The organism is Erwinia aphidicola (assembly GCF_014773485.1).
GTDB lineage: Bacteria > Pseudomonadota > Gammaproteobacteria > Enterobacterales > Enterobacteriaceae > Erwinia > Erwinia aphidicola.
Genome location: NZ_JACXBP010000012.1, coordinates 55,503 through 71,748, shown reverse-complemented (window position 1 = coordinate 71,748; position 16,246 = coordinate 55,503). Strand labels below are relative to the sequence as shown.

The 16,246-nt window shown below is 59.1% G+C and carries 14 protein-coding genes; 10 read left to right on the top strand and 4 right to left on the bottom strand.

Going from position 1 to position 16,246, the window contains the following annotated elements; genetic code table 11:
* Positions 1–100 precede the first annotated feature (100 nt).
* Positions 101–3,184, top strand: coding sequence for a beta-galactosidase (locus ID864_RS21575; RefSeq protein ID WP_191150340.1), 3,084 nt, complete (start codon positions 101–103; stop codon positions 3,182–3,184).
* On the opposite strand, the gene ID864_RS21570 is transcribed toward ID864_RS21575, so the two are convergent.
* On the bottom strand, positions 3,181–4,398 hold the full coding sequence (locus ID864_RS21570; protein ID WP_048917008.1) for a multidrug efflux MFS transporter: 1,218 nt from the start codon (positions 4,396–4,398) through the stop codon (positions 3,181–3,183). The two genes, ID864_RS21575 and ID864_RS21570, sit on opposite strands and share 4 nt — an antisense overlap.
* A 210-nt stretch (positions 4,399–4,608) precedes the next feature.
* Positions 4,609–4,815: a transcription antiterminator/RNA stability regulator CspE gene (gene cspE / locus ID864_RS21565; protein ID WP_048917009.1), complete on the bottom strand. Its 207-nt coding sequence runs from the start codon at positions 4,813–4,815 to the stop codon at positions 4,609–4,611.
* Positions 4,816–5,247: 432 nt separating this feature from the next.
* Here cspE and ID864_RS21560 point away from each other — a divergent pair, with 432 nt between their 5' ends.
* From ID864_RS21560 to ID864_RS21550, 3 genes are all read left to right on the top strand, one after another.
* Positions 5,248–5,919 carry a MarC family NAAT transporter gene (locus tag ID864_RS21560; protein WP_048917010.1) on the top strand — a complete coding sequence of 224 codons (672 nt, stop codon included), beginning with the start codon at positions 5,248–5,250 and terminating at the stop codon, positions 5,917–5,919.
* Positions 5,920–6,125: 206 nt separating this feature from the next.
* Complete coding sequence (locus ID864_RS21555) at positions 6,126–6,371, top strand: biofilm development regulator YmgB/AriR family protein (protein ID WP_048917011.1); 246 nt, start codon at positions 6,126–6,128, stop codon at positions 6,369–6,371.
* Between the two features lie 92 nt (positions 6,372–6,463).
* Positions 6,464–6,997 carry a thioredoxin domain-containing protein gene (locus tag ID864_RS21550; RefSeq protein ID WP_099753606.1) on the top strand — a complete coding sequence of 178 codons (534 nt, stop codon included), beginning with the start codon at positions 6,464–6,466 and terminating at the stop codon, positions 6,995–6,997.
* A 56-nt stretch (positions 6,998–7,053) separates the two neighbouring features.
* Here the strand turns inward: ID864_RS21550 and ID864_RS21545 are convergent, their stop codons facing one another.
* Both ID864_RS21545 and ID864_RS21540 read right to left on the bottom strand, forming a co-directional pair.
* Complete coding sequence (locus ID864_RS21545) at positions 7,054–7,353, bottom strand: I78 family peptidase inhibitor (RefSeq protein ID WP_048917012.1); 300 nt, start codon at positions 7,351–7,353, stop codon at positions 7,054–7,056.
* Positions 7,354–7,643: 290 nt separating this feature from the next.
* Positions 7,644–10,229, bottom strand: a complete 2,586-nt coding sequence (locus tag ID864_RS21540; protein WP_224750584.1) for a bifunctional diguanylate cyclase/phosphodiesterase — start codon at positions 10,227–10,229, stop codon at positions 7,644–7,646.
* Positions 10,230–10,460: 231 nt separating this feature from the next.
* On the opposite strand from ID864_RS21540, the gene ID864_RS21535 reads away from it, so the two are divergent.
* The 6 genes from ID864_RS21535 (at position 10,461) to ID864_RS21510 (ending at position 16,223) form a co-directional block, all read left to right on the top strand.
* Entirely contained in the window at positions 10,461–11,117 is a 657-nt protein-coding gene (locus ID864_RS21535; protein ID WP_099753607.1) for a CPBP family intramembrane glutamic endopeptidase, read from the top strand.
* Between the two features lie 129 nt (positions 11,118–11,246).
* On the top strand, positions 11,247–12,815 hold the full coding sequence (locus tag ID864_RS21530; RefSeq protein WP_048917015.1) for an ABC transporter substrate-binding protein: 1,569 nt from the start codon (positions 11,247–11,249) through the stop codon (positions 12,813–12,815).
* Entirely contained in the window at positions 12,815–13,870 is a 1,056-nt protein-coding gene (locus ID864_RS21525) for an ABC transporter permease (protein WP_048917016.1), read from the top strand. The genes ID864_RS21530 and ID864_RS21525 overlap by 1 nt, the downstream gene beginning before the upstream one ends.
* The gene (locus tag ID864_RS21520; RefSeq protein ID WP_191150339.1) at positions 13,867–14,727 is read left to right on the top strand and encodes an ABC transporter permease; all 861 of its coding nucleotides are present in this window, start codon (positions 13,867–13,869) and stop codon (positions 14,725–14,727) included. The genes ID864_RS21525 and ID864_RS21520 overlap by 4 nt, the downstream gene beginning before the upstream one ends.
* Complete coding sequence (locus tag ID864_RS21515) at positions 14,717–15,565, top strand: ABC transporter ATP-binding protein (protein WP_187499549.1); 849 nt, start codon at positions 14,717–14,719, stop codon at positions 15,563–15,565. Before ID864_RS21520 ends, ID864_RS21515 begins: the two co-directional genes overlap by 11 nt.
* A complete protein-coding gene (locus tag ID864_RS21510) occupies positions 15,558–16,223 on the top strand; it encodes an ABC transporter ATP-binding protein (protein ID WP_048917019.1) in 666 nt (221 codons plus the stop codon). The genes ID864_RS21515 and ID864_RS21510 overlap by 8 nt, the downstream gene beginning before the upstream one ends.
* Positions 16,224–16,246 lie beyond the last annotated feature (23 nt).

Here is a 16,246-nt window from a genome sequence, read left to right as displayed (position 1 = left end):
GATAAATCTTGCGATCGCTCTCGCATCGCCCCGCCTTTTATCTTTACAAAATCGTTATGCGGCCTCAATGTGAGCGCATAACATTTTAGAGGTTAATCTCATGACAGAACGCGCCCCGCTCTCTCTGCAACAGCTGCTTTCGCAGCGCCATTGGGAAAACCCGGCAGTGACTCAGCTTCACCGCCTGCCCGCCCATCCGCCTTTTGCCAGCTGGCGCAGCGTGGAGTCGGCGCGTGATGAGGAGGTTAGCCCGTCGCTGCAGTCGCTCAATGGCGAGTGGTGTTTTAGCTATTTTGCCTGCCCTGAGGCGGTACCGGATGAGTGGACGCTCGGCGATCTGCCGTCGGCCGACCGCCAGCAGGTTCCCTCCAACTGGCAGCTCTCTGGCTATGACGCCCCGATCTACACCAATGTGCAGTATCCGATTGCGGTCAATCCGCCTTTTGTGCCCCGCGATAACCCGACCGGCTGCTACTCCACCACCTTTGAATGCTCTGCTGAGTGGCTTAGCGGTGGCCAGACGCGCATCATCTTTGACGGCGTCAATTCTGCTTTCTACCTGTGGTGCAACGGTGAGTTTATCGGTTATTCGCAGGACAGCCGCCTGCCCGCAGAGTTTGACCTCAGCCGGGCGCTACACGCCGGGGAAAACCGCCTTGCGGTGCTGGTACTGCGCTGGTGTGACGGAAGCTACCTTGAAGATCAGGATATGTGGCGCATGAGCGGGATTTTCCGCGACGTTAGCCTGCTGCATAAGCCCGCCGTACAGCTCAGCTGCGTGCACATCGACACGCAGCTGTGCGCCGGCTACCGATCCGCGCAGCTGCAGGTGCTGGCGGTCGCTTCGTTGAATGACGCCAGCGCCTGTCAGGCCCAGGTGACGCTGTGGCGCGGCGAGCAGCTGATTGCGCAGCAGCAGCAGGCGTTTGGCAGCGCGGTGATTGATGAACGCGGGCGCTACCTCGATCGCACCCGGCTGTCACTGCAGGTGGAACAGCCGCTGCTGTGGAGCGCTGAAACTCCGCACCTTTACCGCGCAGTGGTGGCCCTGCTGGATGCCAGCGGTACGCTGCTGGAAGCCGAAGCTTACGATGTGGGCTTCCGCAAGGTGGAAGTCAGCGGTGGGCTACTGAAGCTCAACGGCAAGCCGCTGCTGATCCGCGGCACCAACCGTCACGAACATCATCCGCAGCATGGCCAGGTGATGGATGAGGCCACCATGGTCAGGGATATCCTGCTGATGAAGCAGCACAACTTCAACGCGGTGCGCTGCTCTCACTACCCCAACCATCCGCTGTGGTATCGCCTGTGCGATCGCTACGGCCTTTACGTGGTTGATGAGGCCAATATCGAAACGCACGGCATGCAGCCGATGAACCGACTGTCTGACGATCCCAGCTGGTTTAACGCCTTCAGCGAACGCGTCACGCGCATGGTACAGCGCGACCGCAATCACCCCTGCATCATCATCTGGTCACTGGGCAATGAATCGGGCCACGGCAGCACGCACGACGCGCTCTACCGCTGGATCAAAAGTCACGACCCTAGCCGCCCGGTGCAGTATGAAGGCGGCGGGGCCGACACGGCGGCGACCGATATCCTCTGTCCGATGTACGCGCGCGTCGATCAGGATCAGCCGTTTGATGCCGTTCCCAAATGGTCGATCAAGAAATGGATCGGCCTGCCGGAAGAGACGCGTCCGCTGATCCTGTGCGAATACGCCCACGCGATGGGCAACAGCTTGGGTGGTTTCGACCGCTACTGGCAGGCGTTTCGTCAGTATCCCCGGCTGCAAGGAGGCTTCGTCTGGGACTGGGTAGACCAGAGCCTGACGCGTACCGATGCCGACGGTCAGCAGTGGCAGGCTTACGGCGGCGATTTTGGCGATACGCCTAACGACCGCCAGTTCTGCATGAACGGGCTGGTTTTCGCCGACCGCACGCCGCATCCGGCGCTGTATGAAGCGCAGCGCGCCCAGCAGTTTTTCCAGTTCACGCTGGAGAGCACGGCCCCGCTGAGCGTGGGTATTCGCAGCGAATATCTGTTCCGTCACAGCGACAACGAGCTGCTGCGCTGGCGTATTGAGCATCAGGGCACCGCGGTGGCTGAAGGAGAAGTGGCCCTCGACCTGGCCGTAGAGGGCAGCACCACGCTGACGCTGGCAGAGCTTCCGCCGCTGGCTGGTGAACTGTGGCTGCGGGTGGAGGTTATCCAGCCGGCCGCCACTGCCTGGTCTCCGGCCGGACAGCGGGTCGCGTGGGACGGCTGGCGTCTGCCCGCCGCGCTGACACTCCCGCCGCTCCCGGTGACGGGTGAAGTGCCGCGCGTTGAACAGCATGCGCTGCTGACGGAAGTCACGCACGGCGAGCAGCGCTGGCAGTTCAGCCAGGAGAGCGGAGAGCTACTACAGTGGCTGCGCGGCGGCCAGCCTATGCTGCTCTTCCCGCTGCAGGATCTGTTCGCGCGTGCGCCGCTGGATAACGATATCGGCATCAGCGAAGTGACGCGCATCGATCCTCATGCATGGGTAGAGCGCTGGAAACGCGCCGGGCACTATCAGCTGGAGAGCCAGCTCCTGCAGATGCAGGTCGATGCCCTGAGCGATGGCGTGCAGATCCGCACGCTGCACGCCTGGCAGGCTGGCGGGGAACTCTGTTTCCTCAGCCGCAAGTGCTACCGCATTAACCTTCAGGGAGAGATGCAGGTGGAGGTAGAAGTGGATATCGCCGCCGGGCAGCCGCAGCCAGCGCGCATTGGCTTACGCTGCCAGCTGGCCACGGTGTCGGAGAGCGTCAGCTGGCTCGGCCTCGGCCCGCATGAGAACTACCCCGACCGCAGGCTCGCCGCCGAGTTCTCACGCTGGACGCTGCCGTTAGAGCAGCTCAGTACTGCGTATGTTTTCCCGGGCGAAAACGGCCTGCGCGGCGGTACGCAGCAGCTGGACTACGGCGACTGGCATCTCAGCGGGGAGTTTCACTTCTCGATCGGCCGTCACAGCATGGAGCAGCTGCGCGACACCTCGCACCGCCACCTGCTGCGCGACGAGCCGGGCAGCTGGCTGATTGTCGATGGTTTCCATATGGGGGTCGGCGGTGATGACTCCTGGAGCCCGAGCGTCAGCCCGGACTTCCTGCTGTCTGCACGCCAGTATCGCTATCAGGTCAGTTTTAAACTCGCGGCCTAAGGCGAACTGCCCGGCGTGATTTTGCGCCGGGCGGATTTGCGATAGACCCAAATCAGCTGCACGCTGTTTATCAGCACCACCAGCGCCGTCGCCGCAAACACCCAGCGAAAACCGCCAATCGCCGAGATCCCCGACCCCATCAGCGGCCCCACGACGTTGCCAAGATACATAAACGACTGGTTATAACCAAAGATGCGCCCCGTCACCTGGTCGCTGGAGTAACGCAGCAGCAGCGTCTGTACCGCTGGCATCATGGCACCATCGGCAAAGCCCAGCAGGAAGCGCAGGATCCCCAGCTCAACCGCGCTGTTCGCCCAGGACATGGCGACAAACAGCAGCACCGAGAAGATCAGGGCGGCAAACAGGATGCGTTCCGCGCCAATGCGGTCCCCCAGCTTGCCGAGCGTTGGCGCGGAGAGCAGTGCAGAAACCCCAGGAATAGCCGCAACAACCCCGCTGATAAAGGCAATGTTCTGCACGTTAGGCTCCAGCTCGCGCACGAACAGCGTCAGAATTGGGCTAACTGAACCGTTACACAGCTGGATCACCAGCGTGGTGAAAAACAGGCTAATCATCAGCCCGGGACGGCTGAGGGTATGAAATACCATGCTGCCGCTCAGCTTATTCTCTTTTTTCACCCGCGGCTGGCCGTTCTCTTTAATCAGGAACAGCGTAATCAGGAAACTCACCAGCAGCAGTGCGGAGGTGATCAGGAACACTGCGCGCAAACCCACCCAGTCCGCCAGCAGCCCGCCCATCAGCGGCCCCATTATCACCCCGCAGATTTGTGCCGTGGTCACCATGCTGAGCGCCCAGCCGCTGCGCTCACGCGGCACCTGCCCCGCCACCAGCGCCATCGCATTCGGAATGTAACCGGAGGTCAACCCCATCAGCGCTCGCAGCGCCAGCAGCTGCCAGACACTGGTGACAAACGCCTGCAGCAAAATGACGATACCCATTCCCAGCGAGGCGCGCAGCAGCATCAGCTTGCGGCCTTTACGGTCGGCAAGGCTGCCCCACATCGGTGAGACGATGGCAGAAACGAGGAAGGTAATACTGAAAATCAGGCCGGACCACAGCGTCAGCGCGCTGGGATCGGTGACGCCAAGTTGCTCAACGTAGAGCGGAAGAAAAGGGATAATCTGGCTGATCGCCAGCCCGGTAAATAAACACCCGAACCAGACAGAGATGAGGTTAATCTTCCAGGATTCCATCGTGCTGTGTGAACGACCTGTAGTGGCGAGAAGCGAAACACAAGTGTAACAACACTCACGGCAGGCGTCAGTCACTTATCCAGCGGGCAGCAGCAGAATAGTGTTAGCAAACGACTCTATTGGCGGGGTCAAAACGCAAAAAACCCGCCACGGGGGCGGGTTTTCTTTACTTCGAACTAAGTTCTGTTACCGCCGGAGCGGAAAGAGGACTTAGGCAACAGTTACGTTAGCAGCTGCTGGGCCTTTCTGGCCGTTTTCGATAGTAAAGTTAACTTTCTGGCCTTCTTCCAGGGTTTTGAAACCTGAATCCTGGATTGCAGAGAAGTGTACGAACACATCTTTGCTGCCGTCAGTTGGGGAAATGAAGCCGAAACCTTTCTCAGCGTTAAACCATTTTACTAAACCAGTCTGGGACATGGGTCTTTCCTTCAAAATTGTAGTAAGCCACAGTGGGCACAGGGTTCGTCAACAGGGATTACTATGAGGCACTCAGAAGGAAGTCAGGAAGAAGCTTGAAATAACGCTTGAACTGAAGACTGCTTTACTAAAATTGCTCGCATACGTGGGTCTGTATCAAAACCGACAGGTGCATTTACTCATAACCGCGCCCCCAGTACAAGCGTCGGCATGATAAAAAAGCCATGAAAATGCTAACTCTCTAATTTAAAACAAAAAATATTTTAACGTATTGTTAACCTGCGCTGCAGGCTCACGAATAGTCTTAGCGCTAAGTGAGTCAATTCCCCATCTTAAGGTAAATCTTACGCTGGTGACCTGGTTATTCTTCGCTTCCCCATGAGGTTAAGGCATGATGGCTTCGCCTCTTTTGTGTGCAAAGGATCCCACCTGATGTTTGAACTGATGAAGGCCATAGGCCTTGGGCTAGTGGTCATTTTGCCGCTGGCTAACCCGCTAACCACCGTGGCGCTGTTCCTTGGCCTGGCGGGCGATATGAACTACCAGGAGCGCAACCGCCAGTCGGCGCAGGCTTCGCTCTACGTATTTATCATTATGACCGTGGCGTACTACGCCGGTAACGTGGTGATGGATACCTTTGGTATCTCCATTCCCGGCTTACGCATCGCCGGGGGGCTGATTGTCGCCTTTATCGGTTTCCGCATGCTATTCCCCCAGCAGCAGGCCGGAACGTCGGTGGAAGCGGACCACAAGCTGGATGAGATGAGCGAACGTAAGGTGGTTAATATCGCCTTCGTGCCGCTGGCAATGCCGAGCACGGCAGGCCCCGGCACCATTGCGATGATCATCAGCACCGCCTCAACTATCCACAGCGGCACCACCTTTGCGCCATGGATTATCACGGTGGCCCCGGTGCTGACCTTCATCGCCGTTAGCCTGATCCTGTGGGGATGCCTGCGCAGTTCCGGCGCAATCATGCGCCTGGTCGGTAAAGGCGGCATCGAAGCTATCTCACGCCTGATGGGCTTCCTGCTGGTGTGCATGGGGGTGCAGTTTATGATCAACGGTATTCTCGAAGTGATTGGCACTTACCACCCTGCCTGAGTTTGTCGCAGCATGAGTAAAAATATTTCTGTTTGTTACTGGCATTCCCGCCTGCGCCATCTACAGTATTAAAAATCTCCACCTGTTTATTTTTCAGGCAAGTGGCGGGCCGCTGTTCTGGCGGCCCGGATCAACGTCTATCGCTTAAATACCTGATCCTGTCAGTGGCCGTGCGGCCACCGATGGCGCTTTTGCGGAGGTTTACCATGAGTCATCAGCTACACGGCGCCGGGCGCGCCATCACTGACTACTTCAACAGCCCATCGTTTCATGCGCCAAAAGAGAGTGAGTTGCTGGAAGTGATCATGATGGAACTGATGCAGTCCGGAAAATCGCCCAGTAATAAAGCCATCATAGCGAATGTGATTGCGCGCCTGGAGAGGGAAGCCGACGAGTCCGTTTTGCAGGGTTACCGCAACCTGCTGGCAAAAATACTGGAAGGCCATGAGTAGTTTTTTTGCCCTATACGTATGTTTACATGCCAGACGATTGCCATTCACTCTCGCCCCGTTAAGATAAGCGCCGGATGCAGGCGGAGACGGCAATGAGTAACTGGCACAGCAAATTGATCAATAAATTTAAGAAGTTCAGCCTGTTTATACTGCTGCCGGTACTGATGTTGATCCTGCTCATCCGCCTGATTGATGTTTTACGGGCGCCCGAGCTACCAGCGGATTTTGCTCAGCAGCTGCTGCACACCGTTGACGGCCGCGACCTGACGCCTGGCGAGCTAAGCGAGAAGAAACCTCTGCTGGTGTGGTTCTGGAGCACCGGCTGCAGCGCCTGTCATGACACCGTCCCGATGATGATGTGGCTAAACGGCAAACGCACCAATGTGCTGACCGTCGCCAGCCGCTCCGGCAATGACATCAGCATCGTGCGCTATCTCAATGGGCATCATCTGACGCTGCCGGTGGTGAACGACAGCAGCGGCGTGCTGGCAACGCACTGGCAGGTCAGCAGTACGCCTACCCTGATCCTCGTGGCGAAAGGCCAGGTAGTAAGCACCACCAGCGGCTGGACCAGCTCGGCGGGCATCTGGCTGCGCTTATGGTGGGTAAGGAAGTGGCACTACTGAGTCGGGGTGCAGGCTAACAGGGCTGACGCGCGCGGCGGCCAGCCCGGAGCGAAGAATTAACCGCAGTAAACGCGGCTGATAGTCCCGTTTTTATCGCCCATAAAATTGATACGGTTCAGGTTAAAGTCCATCGTCACCGCTGAATTATACGGAATGGCGCGCACCGCATTTTCAAAACGCAGCGACTCAATGGCCGACAGCGGTTTACCGACATACTGCTGATACTGCGATGCACCACAGCGATCCATCTCCGGGTCTACAGGCGCACCTGCATCTGCGCTTTTATGCCCAGCGGACTGGCATCCCGACAGCGCAACCAGCGCTGCTATCACGGCAACTTTTCCATAAAATTTCACTGTTTCTGCTCCTCTTTTTGCTTAGATAACCGGCATTTCTGCTTAAAGATTAACAGATTGCGACGCAAATGAGCAGTGCGTGGTGGCATAAAGCTGCCAGGTGATACCGTGATATTGCGCACGAATCGTTCATAATTTAGCCAGCCTTACATTATAATTTTAGGACTAATCCCACAGAGGAGAATCTTATGGAACTGGCTATCTTTGTCACTTTTGCCGTCATCATGACGCTGGTTGCGGTACGCGTCCGCTAAACCTCACGCGCCTCTGCCCTGACGCAGAGGCGCGTGTCAGCTGACGGTTTTATCCATCAATCCACGCAATGCTTCCAGCGCCATCGGCTTACCCAGTAAATATCCCTGCCCCTGCTGACAGTCAATCAGCCTGAGCTGCGCCAGCTGCTCTTCCGTTTCAATACCTTCCGCCGTCACAATCAGTGAAAATGCGCGCCCCAGGCCAATAATTCCCTCGACTATCGACTGCGCCTGGCGCGAATGCGGGTAGCCATCAAGATACGAACGGTCCATTTTCATGGCGTCAAACGGGAATTTTTTCAGATAGCCGAGCGATGCGAAGCCCGCGCCGAAATCATCCACGGCAATTTTTACCCCCAGCCGTTTCAGCTGGTGCATGATCTCCAGCGCGCTTTCCGGGTGCTCCATGGTGATATTTTCAGTAATTTCCAGCTCCAGCCGCGCTGCCGCTAAGCCGCTCTGCTCAAGCGCCGCCGCGACGCGCAGCGGCAGGCTGCCGTTGCGCAACTCTTTTGGTGAGATGTTCACAGAGACGCACAGCTCGCCGGGCCAGCTGGCGGCGTCCCGACAGGCGCGATTCAGCACCCAGTCACTGATATCCATAATCAGCCCGGTCTCTTCTGCCAGAGGTATAAAGCTGTCCGGCAGGATGAGCTGCCCGGGCTGATGCTGCCAGCGCACCAGCGCCTCGGCCCCTTCCAGCCGCCCGCTTTGCAGATGATAGCGCGGCTGATAGTGCAGGCGCAGTTCATCCCCACCAATGCCCCGGCGCAGATTGCGCTCCATTTCACTGCGCTGCGCCAGGTGCTGCGACATATCGCCGGTATAAAATACCCAGCGGTTACGCCCCTGCTGTTTCGACTGATAGAGCGCGATATCCGCCAGCCGCAGGAGTTCATCCGGCTGCATGGCATCGTCCGGCGCCATGGCGATGCCGAGGCTGGTGCCGATATACAGCTCCTGCGAATCAACGTGGAACGGCTGGTGCAGGCAGTCGAGCAGGCGCTGGCAGCAGCTCTCAATTTCGGCCCGGGTCAGCAGCCCGGTGGTTGCCAGAATAAACTCATCGCCGCCAAGCCGTGCAACCAGATCCCCCGCACTCATGCAGCTGCGCAGACGGCGGGCCACCTCCACCAGCACGCTGTCGCCCGCCGCGTGTCCCCAGGTATCATTGATCGGTTTGAAATGGTCAAGGTCGAGGCTGATCATCACCAGCGGATAGTCCAGCCCCGGCAACGCCTGCAGCTGCTCCTGCAGAAACTCCTGCATAAAAAGCCGATTCGGTAAGCCGGTTAACACATCATGCTGCGAGAGATAGTGAACCCGCGCCTGCGCTTCCACTTCCAGAGTGATATCGGACACCGTGCCGCGATAGCCCAGCAGCTTGCCGTGCAGCATGATCGGCTTCGCGACCAGACTACAGATACGTCGCCCGCGATGCTGAGAATGCAGATAGCAGCGTAACTGGCTGCGCGCGCCGCCAGCCTGCTGCTGCTTCACCCACGTACTGACCGGCAGCTCTGCGTGCTGGAGGATCTCATCCAGCTGCCGCCCGATGGAGGTTAGCAGACCAAACCCGGTGACCACGGTGAAGCGCTTTGACAGATAGGTCAGACGCCCGGCGGCATCGGTTTCCCAAATCCAGTCTGAGGCCGCTTCCGCCACGTCACGGAAGCGCGCCTCGCTGGCGGCCAGTTCACGCTGGCTGTACATCAACTGCAGGAAACGCGTATCCGATAGCAGGGCATTATCCATCGCATTATTGATCACCCGGCGCGTTACCACGCCGAGGATCAGCGCAACAAAGGCGAGCAGCGGCAGCAAATACATCAGGAGCTTGCGCCCCGGCTGGCTGGGATCCCAGCGCAGAACCAGTGCCGGTCCGGTTTTAGCCTCCTGGCTGATAAATGGCGTGGTGTAGCGATCCTGCTGATCCTGCGGCACGCGGGCATTATCGACCCCAACCGCATGGCCGAATGCTGTTAGCTTATCGGGCGTAAACAGGTAAACAAACACCATGACGGAAGGCGTGGCGGAGAGCGTGGCCTCATGCGGCATTTTGCCACGGGTGATCGGTGCGGCGGCCACCAGCGCCGGCGTATCGCCAATCATGATACTTTCGCTGATGACATGCTGGTGGCGCTGCTGCAAGCGCGCCTGCTCCACCAGCGGCTGCGCCTGGGTTCCCAGCCACTGTTCCTGCGTAAATGTGGAGAGCTGGCCATCCACTACGGCATAGCGTGTGCGATCGTCCACGTCGATAACGAAGACGCCATCATACTGATGTTCGCGAAACAGGCCGGGGCCAAGGTTCTGCTGGTTCCACGCCCAGTCAGGATCAATCGTCAGGTACATATGCAGCCAGGCTTCCTGCCAGAAAGCGTAGTCGCGCAGGTGAGTTTCCAGCGACTGGCGCTGCTGCTGCCAGGCATCACGCAGCAGCGCTCCTTCCTGATCGACCGATTCCTGATTTTGCTGCCACGCCACGCCAACAACCATCAGCATGGCTAAAAACAGCGCACTGCTCAGCAGCAGCGCCAGCGCCATCAGAGTGCGCCGCGTTGCCGATGCCGCTTTTTGCCCATCCGCTAATTCCCCCGTCAGTACCGGTGGATGATTCATAGTCATGCCCCTTAATAATACGGCTTACGAACGCTTCCCTGTCCGTTTGTTACTGCTGGGGCGCTGTCAGTGTGACGTCAGTGCCTGTTTCCCAAAAAGTTCCAATAACGGATATCGGCAGTAACACTGAACAATTGAGAAAATTTTATGCAATGGTGAATAATCACGCGGCTCGACAGCCTAAAAGTCGCTTGTTAACATGGTGGGATCCGTGCCAGTAGCAGGTCCCTCATGACATCATCGACCGACAGAGTCACTCACACCCTGCTGTGTGCCGGGGTGTTTATTCTCTGGTATGCGATTACTTTGCTGGTCGCTCACTTCCCCAATCTGCAGGCGCTGAAAAGCCGCGGGCTACTGATGCCGGTGCTGTGCCTGTTGGAGTTTGCCGTACTGGTGCCGGTTTATCGCTGGTATAACCGCCATTACCATGACATCCCGCACGGCAGACTTCAGCCGCGCCAAGTGCTGCTGTTCGCCGTGCTGCTGCTGGCTCTTATTGCCAGCCAGTCGCTGTATATGCAGCAGGAGAGCTGGACCGCCAGCCAGTTAAGCCAGGGTAATCTGAGCATGCTGTGGTTCACCCTGGCGGTGGTTTTACTGGCCCCGGTGTTTGAGGAGATCCTGTTTCGCGGTTTTATTCTGCAGGGCTTCCTGCTGTGGGCTCCGCGCCAGCGCCTGGCCTGCGCCCTGCTGACGTCCATTATCTTTGCGGCGATGCATACCCAGTACGCCCATCTGCAAACGGTGATTGCCTTGATTGCACTATCCCTGCTGCTGTGCGCCGCCCGCCTGGTCTCCTCTGGCCTGAAGCTGCCGATTTTCCTGCATATGCTGAATAACCTGCTCGGCGTCGCGCCCTGGATTTGGGCCACGCTCGGTCGTTAGGCATTGTTCAGTTTTATAACCGTTTCATCATCCTTATAACTTTCACGCATAACGATAGTGAATAATCTACTATTGTTCTTATCGGTTGTTCACTTACACTCGCGAAAAAACGTAAGGCAAGGAAACGTCATGAAATTTGCAGTTCCCTCTGTTATCGCTCTGGCCCTGGCGGCGTCCTTTGCCGCAGCGGCCGCGACACCTAAAGACACGCTGGTTATTGCGCAGTCTATTGATGATGCCAGCAGCTTCGACCCGGCTGACGGCTTCGAACTCACCTCAGTACAGGCATTTACTAACCTCTATCAGCGACTGGTGCAGTCCGACCCGCAAAATCCGACCGACCTGAAACCCACGCTGGCCACCAGCTGGACGCCGGGTAAAGATAACCGCAGCATGACCTTTACCCTGCGTGAAGGCGCTAAGTTCGCCTCCGGCAACCCACTGCGCCCGGAAGATGTGATCTTCTCGCTGTCGCGCGTGATCAAACTGAACCTCGACCCGTCATTTATTCTGTCGCAGCTCGGCTGGACCAAAGATAACGTCGACGCTCAGCTGAAGAAAATTGATGATAACCACGTCCAGCTGAGCTGGAGCGCCGACGTCAGCCCGACCTACGTACTAAGCCTGCTGGCCGCGCCGGTGTCCTCCATCGTGGATGAAAAAACCGTGATGGCCAATGAACAAAAAGGCGATTTCGGCAACAAATGGCTGGCCACGCATTCGGCGGGCAGCGGTCCGTATCAGATCCGTAAAGTCATCCCGCATGAAGTGGTGCTGTTCAGCGCCAACCCGACCTCGCCGGCCGGTGCGCCTAAACTTAAAAACGTGCTGATCAAGAACGTGCCGGAGCCGGCTGCACGCCGCCTGCTGCTGGAACAGGGCGACGCGGATATTGCCCGTAACCTCGGCGCCGATCAGATGGCCGCGCTGAAAGACAAAGCGGGCGTGAAAACCCTTGCGGTACCGATGGCCTCGCTCTATTACATCCAGTTTAATATCGATGCCAACCCGGTCCTGAAAAACCCGGCGCTGTGGGAAGCTTCGCGCTATCTGTTCGATTACAAGGGCATTGCCAACGACCTGCTGAAAGGCCAGTTCTCGGTGCATCAGTCCTTCCTGCCGGAAGGCTTCCTCGGCGCGCTGAACGACAACCCGTTTACCTATGACCCGGAGAAGGCCAAAGCCATTCTGAAGAAAGCCGGCCTGAGCAACGTCAGCTTCAAGCTGTCGACCAGCAACCAGCCGCCGTACCTGGATATCGCCCAGGCACTGCAGGCCAGCTTCGCGAAGGGCGGCATCAAAGTGGACGTGCAGCCAGGCATCAGTTCAGAAGTCGCCACGCGGGTGAAAGCGCATCAGTATGAAGCCACGCTGAACGCCTGGGGCGCCGACTACTTCGATCCAAACACCAACGCTGCCGCCTTTGCCTATAACCCGGAAGATGGCAGCAAAACCCTGGCCTGGCGCTCTAACTGGCACATTCCTGAGCTGAGCAAGCAGACGCTGGCCGCCACCGCGGAAACCGATAAGGCGAAACGCGTTGAGCTGTACCAGAACATGCAGCGTGAAGTGCAGCAGCACTCACCGTATGTCATCGGCATGCAGGCAAAGAATCTGGTGGCGCTGCGCGATAACCTGAAAGGGTACGTGCAGGGTATTAACCCGGATATGGTTTATTACAGCCAGGTCACCAAGTAATGGCGTCATCAGTCTCACAAGCCGGGCCTTCCGCCCGGCTGTTGTTGCGCCGCAGCGGCGGGGTGCTCAGCGCCCTGCTCTCGCTGGTGGTTACCCTGCTTGGGCTACTGGTGTTTACCTTTGCCCTGTCTCATCTTTCGCCGGTTGACCCGGTGCTGCAGATCGCCGGCGATCACGCCAGCGAGTCAACCTACGCCCAGGTGCGCGCCAGTCTCGGCCTGGATCAGCCGCTGCCGGTCCAGTTCTGGCACTATCTGGAACATCTGCTGCGCGGCGATCTCGGCGTTTCCAGCATCACCAATCAGCCGGTTGCCAGCGATCTGCTGCGCACCTTCCCCGCCACCATTGAGCTGGCGACCTGCGCGATGATTTTTGGTGCCGTGTTTGGCATCCTGCTGGCACTGCTGGCGGCGTGGAAACCGGGCAGCCTGCTGGACAATATTGCCCGCATGATCTCGCTGCTCGGCTATTCGGTGCCGGTGTTCTGGCTCGGCCTGCTCGGACTGCTGCTGTTTTACGCCGTGCTGCACTGGTCAGCCGGGCCGGGGCGGCTGGACGATATCTGGATCTACACCCTCGAACCGAAAACCGGGCTGGTACTGATTGATAGCTGGCTCTCCGGCGACCCGGAAATGTTTCGCAATGCGATTGCGCATCTGTGGCTGCCGGTGGTGGTGCTTGGCCTGCTGTCGATGGCGACCATTACCCGCCTGCTGCGCGCCGCGCTGCTGGAAGAGAGCAGCAAAGAGTACGTGACGCTGGCGCGCGCTAAAGGGGCCGGACGCACGCGCATTCTGCTGCTGCATATCTTCCCTAACGTGCGCGGCACGCTGATCACCGTGCTGGCCCTCTCCTATGCCACGCTGCTGGAAGGGTCGGTGCTGACCGAAACCGTGTTTGCCTGGCCGGGCGTAGGGCGCTATATGACCACGGCGCTGTTCGCTTCGGATACCCCGGCTATCCTCGGCTCCACCCTGCTGATTGGCGGCTGTTTTATTGCCATCAATGCGCTGGCGGATGCACTCACTTACCTGACCGACCCGAGAACCCGATGACGCACTCTCTTCCCGATGCTGAAAGCGTCCAGCCGCGCGTAGTGAAAACGCGGCGCAATATTACGCTCATGGTCGGCCTGAGCTTGGTTGGCCTGCTGATCTTCGCCGCGCTGTTTGCTCCGCTGCTGGCACCGTTCGACCCGAACGCGCAGGAGATGGCGGTGCGCCTGATGCCGCCTTCCGCCAGCCACTGGCTCGGCACCGATGGCTTTGGCCGCGACCTGCTGTCGCGCGTGCTCTACGGTGCGCGCCCAACCCTGCTGCTGGTCGCGCTCATCCTGGTGCTGACTATTCCGGTGGGGATGCTGATCGGCATTAGCGCTGGCTATCTTGGTGGCTGGAGCGAACGCGTGCTGATGCGCATTACCGATATTTTCCTTTCGTTGCCGAATCTGGTGATTGCGCTGGCGCTGGTGGCGATGATGGGCCCCGGCCTGATGAACGGTGCGCTGGCGCTGGCGCTGACCAGCTGGCCGCCGTTCGCCCGCCAGGCGCGTGCCGAAACCCTGGCCCTGCGCCGCAGTGATTATCTGGCCGCCGCAAGGATGCAGGGCATCAACGGCCTGCGCCTGATGTTCGGCCATATCCTGCCGCTCTGCCTGCCCACTGCCGTGGTGCGCGCCGCGCTTAGCCTCGGCGGCATTATCCTTTCGGCTGCCGGACTGGGCTTCCTCGGCATGGGCATTCAGCCGCCTACCGCCGAATGGGGTTCGATGGTGGCCGAAGGCAGCAAGGTGATTTTTGACCAGTGGTGGGTCGCCGCCGTTCCCGGTGGCGCCATCCTGTTTGCCAGCCTGGCTTTTAATCTGACAGGCGACGGCCTGCGTGACCGACTGGATACCCGAAATGGCAACTGATTCTTCTGCGCAAATCGTGGCTGAAAGCCTGAAAATTAGCGCGGCCAGCGGCGCTGAGCTGGTGAAAAACATCAGCTTTACGCTGGGGCGCGAACGCGTGGCGCTGGTCGGCGAATCCGGCTCCGGCAAATCCCTCACCGCCCGCGCGCTGATGGGGCTGCTGGCCCCTTCCCTGCAATTGCAGGCGCGCACGCTCAGCATCGCCGGCGAAAATGGCCTGACGCTAAACGAGCGCCGCTGGAGCCAGCTGCGCGGCAGCAGCCTCGGCATGGTGATGCAGGACCCCAAATACGCCCTCAACCCGATGCGCACCATTGGCTGGCAGGTGGCGGAACCGCTCAGGCTGCATGGCCGTTTTTCCCGCGCTGAGATCAAAGAGAAAGTGTGTGAAATGCTGGCCGCCGTGGGGCTGCCGCAGCCTGCCGAGCAGATGAAGCGCTATCCGCATCAGCTTTCCGGCGGCATGGGCCAGCGCGTGATGCTGGCGATCGCGCTGATCGCCGAGCCGCAGTTTCTGATTGCTGATGAACCGACCTCCGCGCTCGATCACGCGATGCGCGATCAGGTGCTGGCGCTGATCCGCAATCTGGTCGAGCAGCGCAATATGGGCCTGCTGCTGATCAGCCACGATCTGCAGCAGGTCTCGGAGCACTGCGAGCGGGTGATGGTGATGTATCAGGGTGAGATCCTCGATACGCTGCCCGCTGCACAGCTGCCGCACGCGACGCATCCCTACACCCGCACGCTGTGGTCCTGCCGCCCGAATAAGTCAACGCACGGCAAACCGCTGCCGGTACTGGATCGCGCCGCGCTGGCGCAGGGGCGTTCCCATGATTGAATTATCCCAGCTGAGCGTGGCCCATAAGCAGGGCTACGAACTGCGCACCGTGGTGCATGATGTTTCGCTCTCGGTCACGCCGGGTGAGTGTTTTGGTCTGGTTGGCCCTTCCGGCTGCGGCAAGTCGTCGCTGCTGTGGGTGCTGGCCGGGCTGAATCCGCACTGGCGCGGTGAGATGCAGCTGGCCGGGCATCACGCCCAGCCTGGCAAAGCCTTCAGCGGACAGCTGCGCCGCGACGTGCAGATGGTGTTTCAGGATCCCTATGCCTCGCTGCATCCCCGGCACCGCCTGCGCCGCACGCTGGCAGAGCCGTTGAAGCTGCTGAAAAGCGATAATATTGACGATCGTATCGATCAGGGGTTCCGCCACGTCGGGCTGGATCCGGCGATGGCCGATCGTTATCCGCATCAGCTCTCCGGCGGCCAGCGCCAGCGCGTGGCGATTGTACGCGCTCTGCTGCTGCAGCCGAAGATCCTGCTGCTGGATGAGCCGACATCGGCGCTGGATATGTCGGTGCAGGCGGAGATCCTCAATCTGCTTAATCAGCTCAAGCAGCAGGATAACCTGACGATGGTGCTGGTCAGCCACGATCCGGATGTTATCGACCACATGTGCGATCGCGCAGTGCATATGGATCAGGGCCGTATTGTCGGCTGACCCCGACTCACGTACTGGCCGGG

Excerpts from the sequence above, each read along its gene's own strand:
- ID864_RS21510 (WP_048917019.1), top strand. The coding sequence starts at position 15,558 with ATGATTGAATTATCCCAGCTGAGCGTGGCCCATAAGCAGGGCTACGAA.
- ID864_RS21530 (WP_048917015.1), top strand. The coding sequence starts at position 11,247 with ATGAAATTTGCAGTTCCCTCTGTTATCGCTCTGGCCCTGGCGGCGTCC.
- ID864_RS21550 (WP_099753606.1), top strand. The coding sequence starts at position 6,464 with ATGAGTAACTGGCACAGCAAATTGATCAATAAATTTAAGAAGTTCAGC.
- ID864_RS21570 (WP_048917008.1), bottom strand. The coding sequence starts at position 4,398 with ATGGAATCCTGGAAGATTAACCTCATCTCTGTCTGGTTCGGGTGTTTA.
- cspE (WP_048917009.1), bottom strand. The coding sequence starts at position 4,815 with ATGTCCCAGACTGGTTTAGTAAAATGGTTTAACGCTGAGAAAGGTTTC.
- ID864_RS21535 (WP_099753607.1), top strand. The coding sequence starts at position 10,461 with ATGACATCATCGACCGACAGAGTCACTCACACCCTGCTGTGTGCCGGG.
- ID864_RS21555 (WP_048917011.1), top strand. The coding sequence starts at position 6,126 with ATGAGTCATCAGCTACACGGCGCCGGGCGCGCCATCACTGACTACTTC.
- ID864_RS21540 (WP_224750584.1), bottom strand. The coding sequence starts at position 10,229 with ATGAATCATCCACCGGTACTGACGGGGGAATTAGCGGATGGGCAAAAA.
- ID864_RS21520 (WP_191150339.1), top strand. The coding sequence starts at position 13,867 with ATGACGCACTCTCTTCCCGATGCTGAAAGCGTCCAGCCGCGCGTAGTG.
- ID864_RS21525 (WP_048917016.1), top strand. The coding sequence starts at position 12,815 with ATGGCGTCATCAGTCTCACAAGCCGGGCCTTCCGCCCGGCTGTTGTTG.
- ID864_RS21515 (WP_187499549.1), top strand. The coding sequence starts at position 14,717 with ATGGCAACTGATTCTTCTGCGCAAATCGTGGCTGAAAGCCTGAAAATT.
- ID864_RS21575 (WP_191150340.1), top strand. The coding sequence starts at position 101 with ATGACAGAACGCGCCCCGCTCTCTCTGCAACAGCTGCTTTCGCAGCGC.
- ID864_RS21560 (WP_048917010.1), top strand. The coding sequence starts at position 5,248 with ATGTTTGAACTGATGAAGGCCATAGGCCTTGGGCTAGTGGTCATTTTG.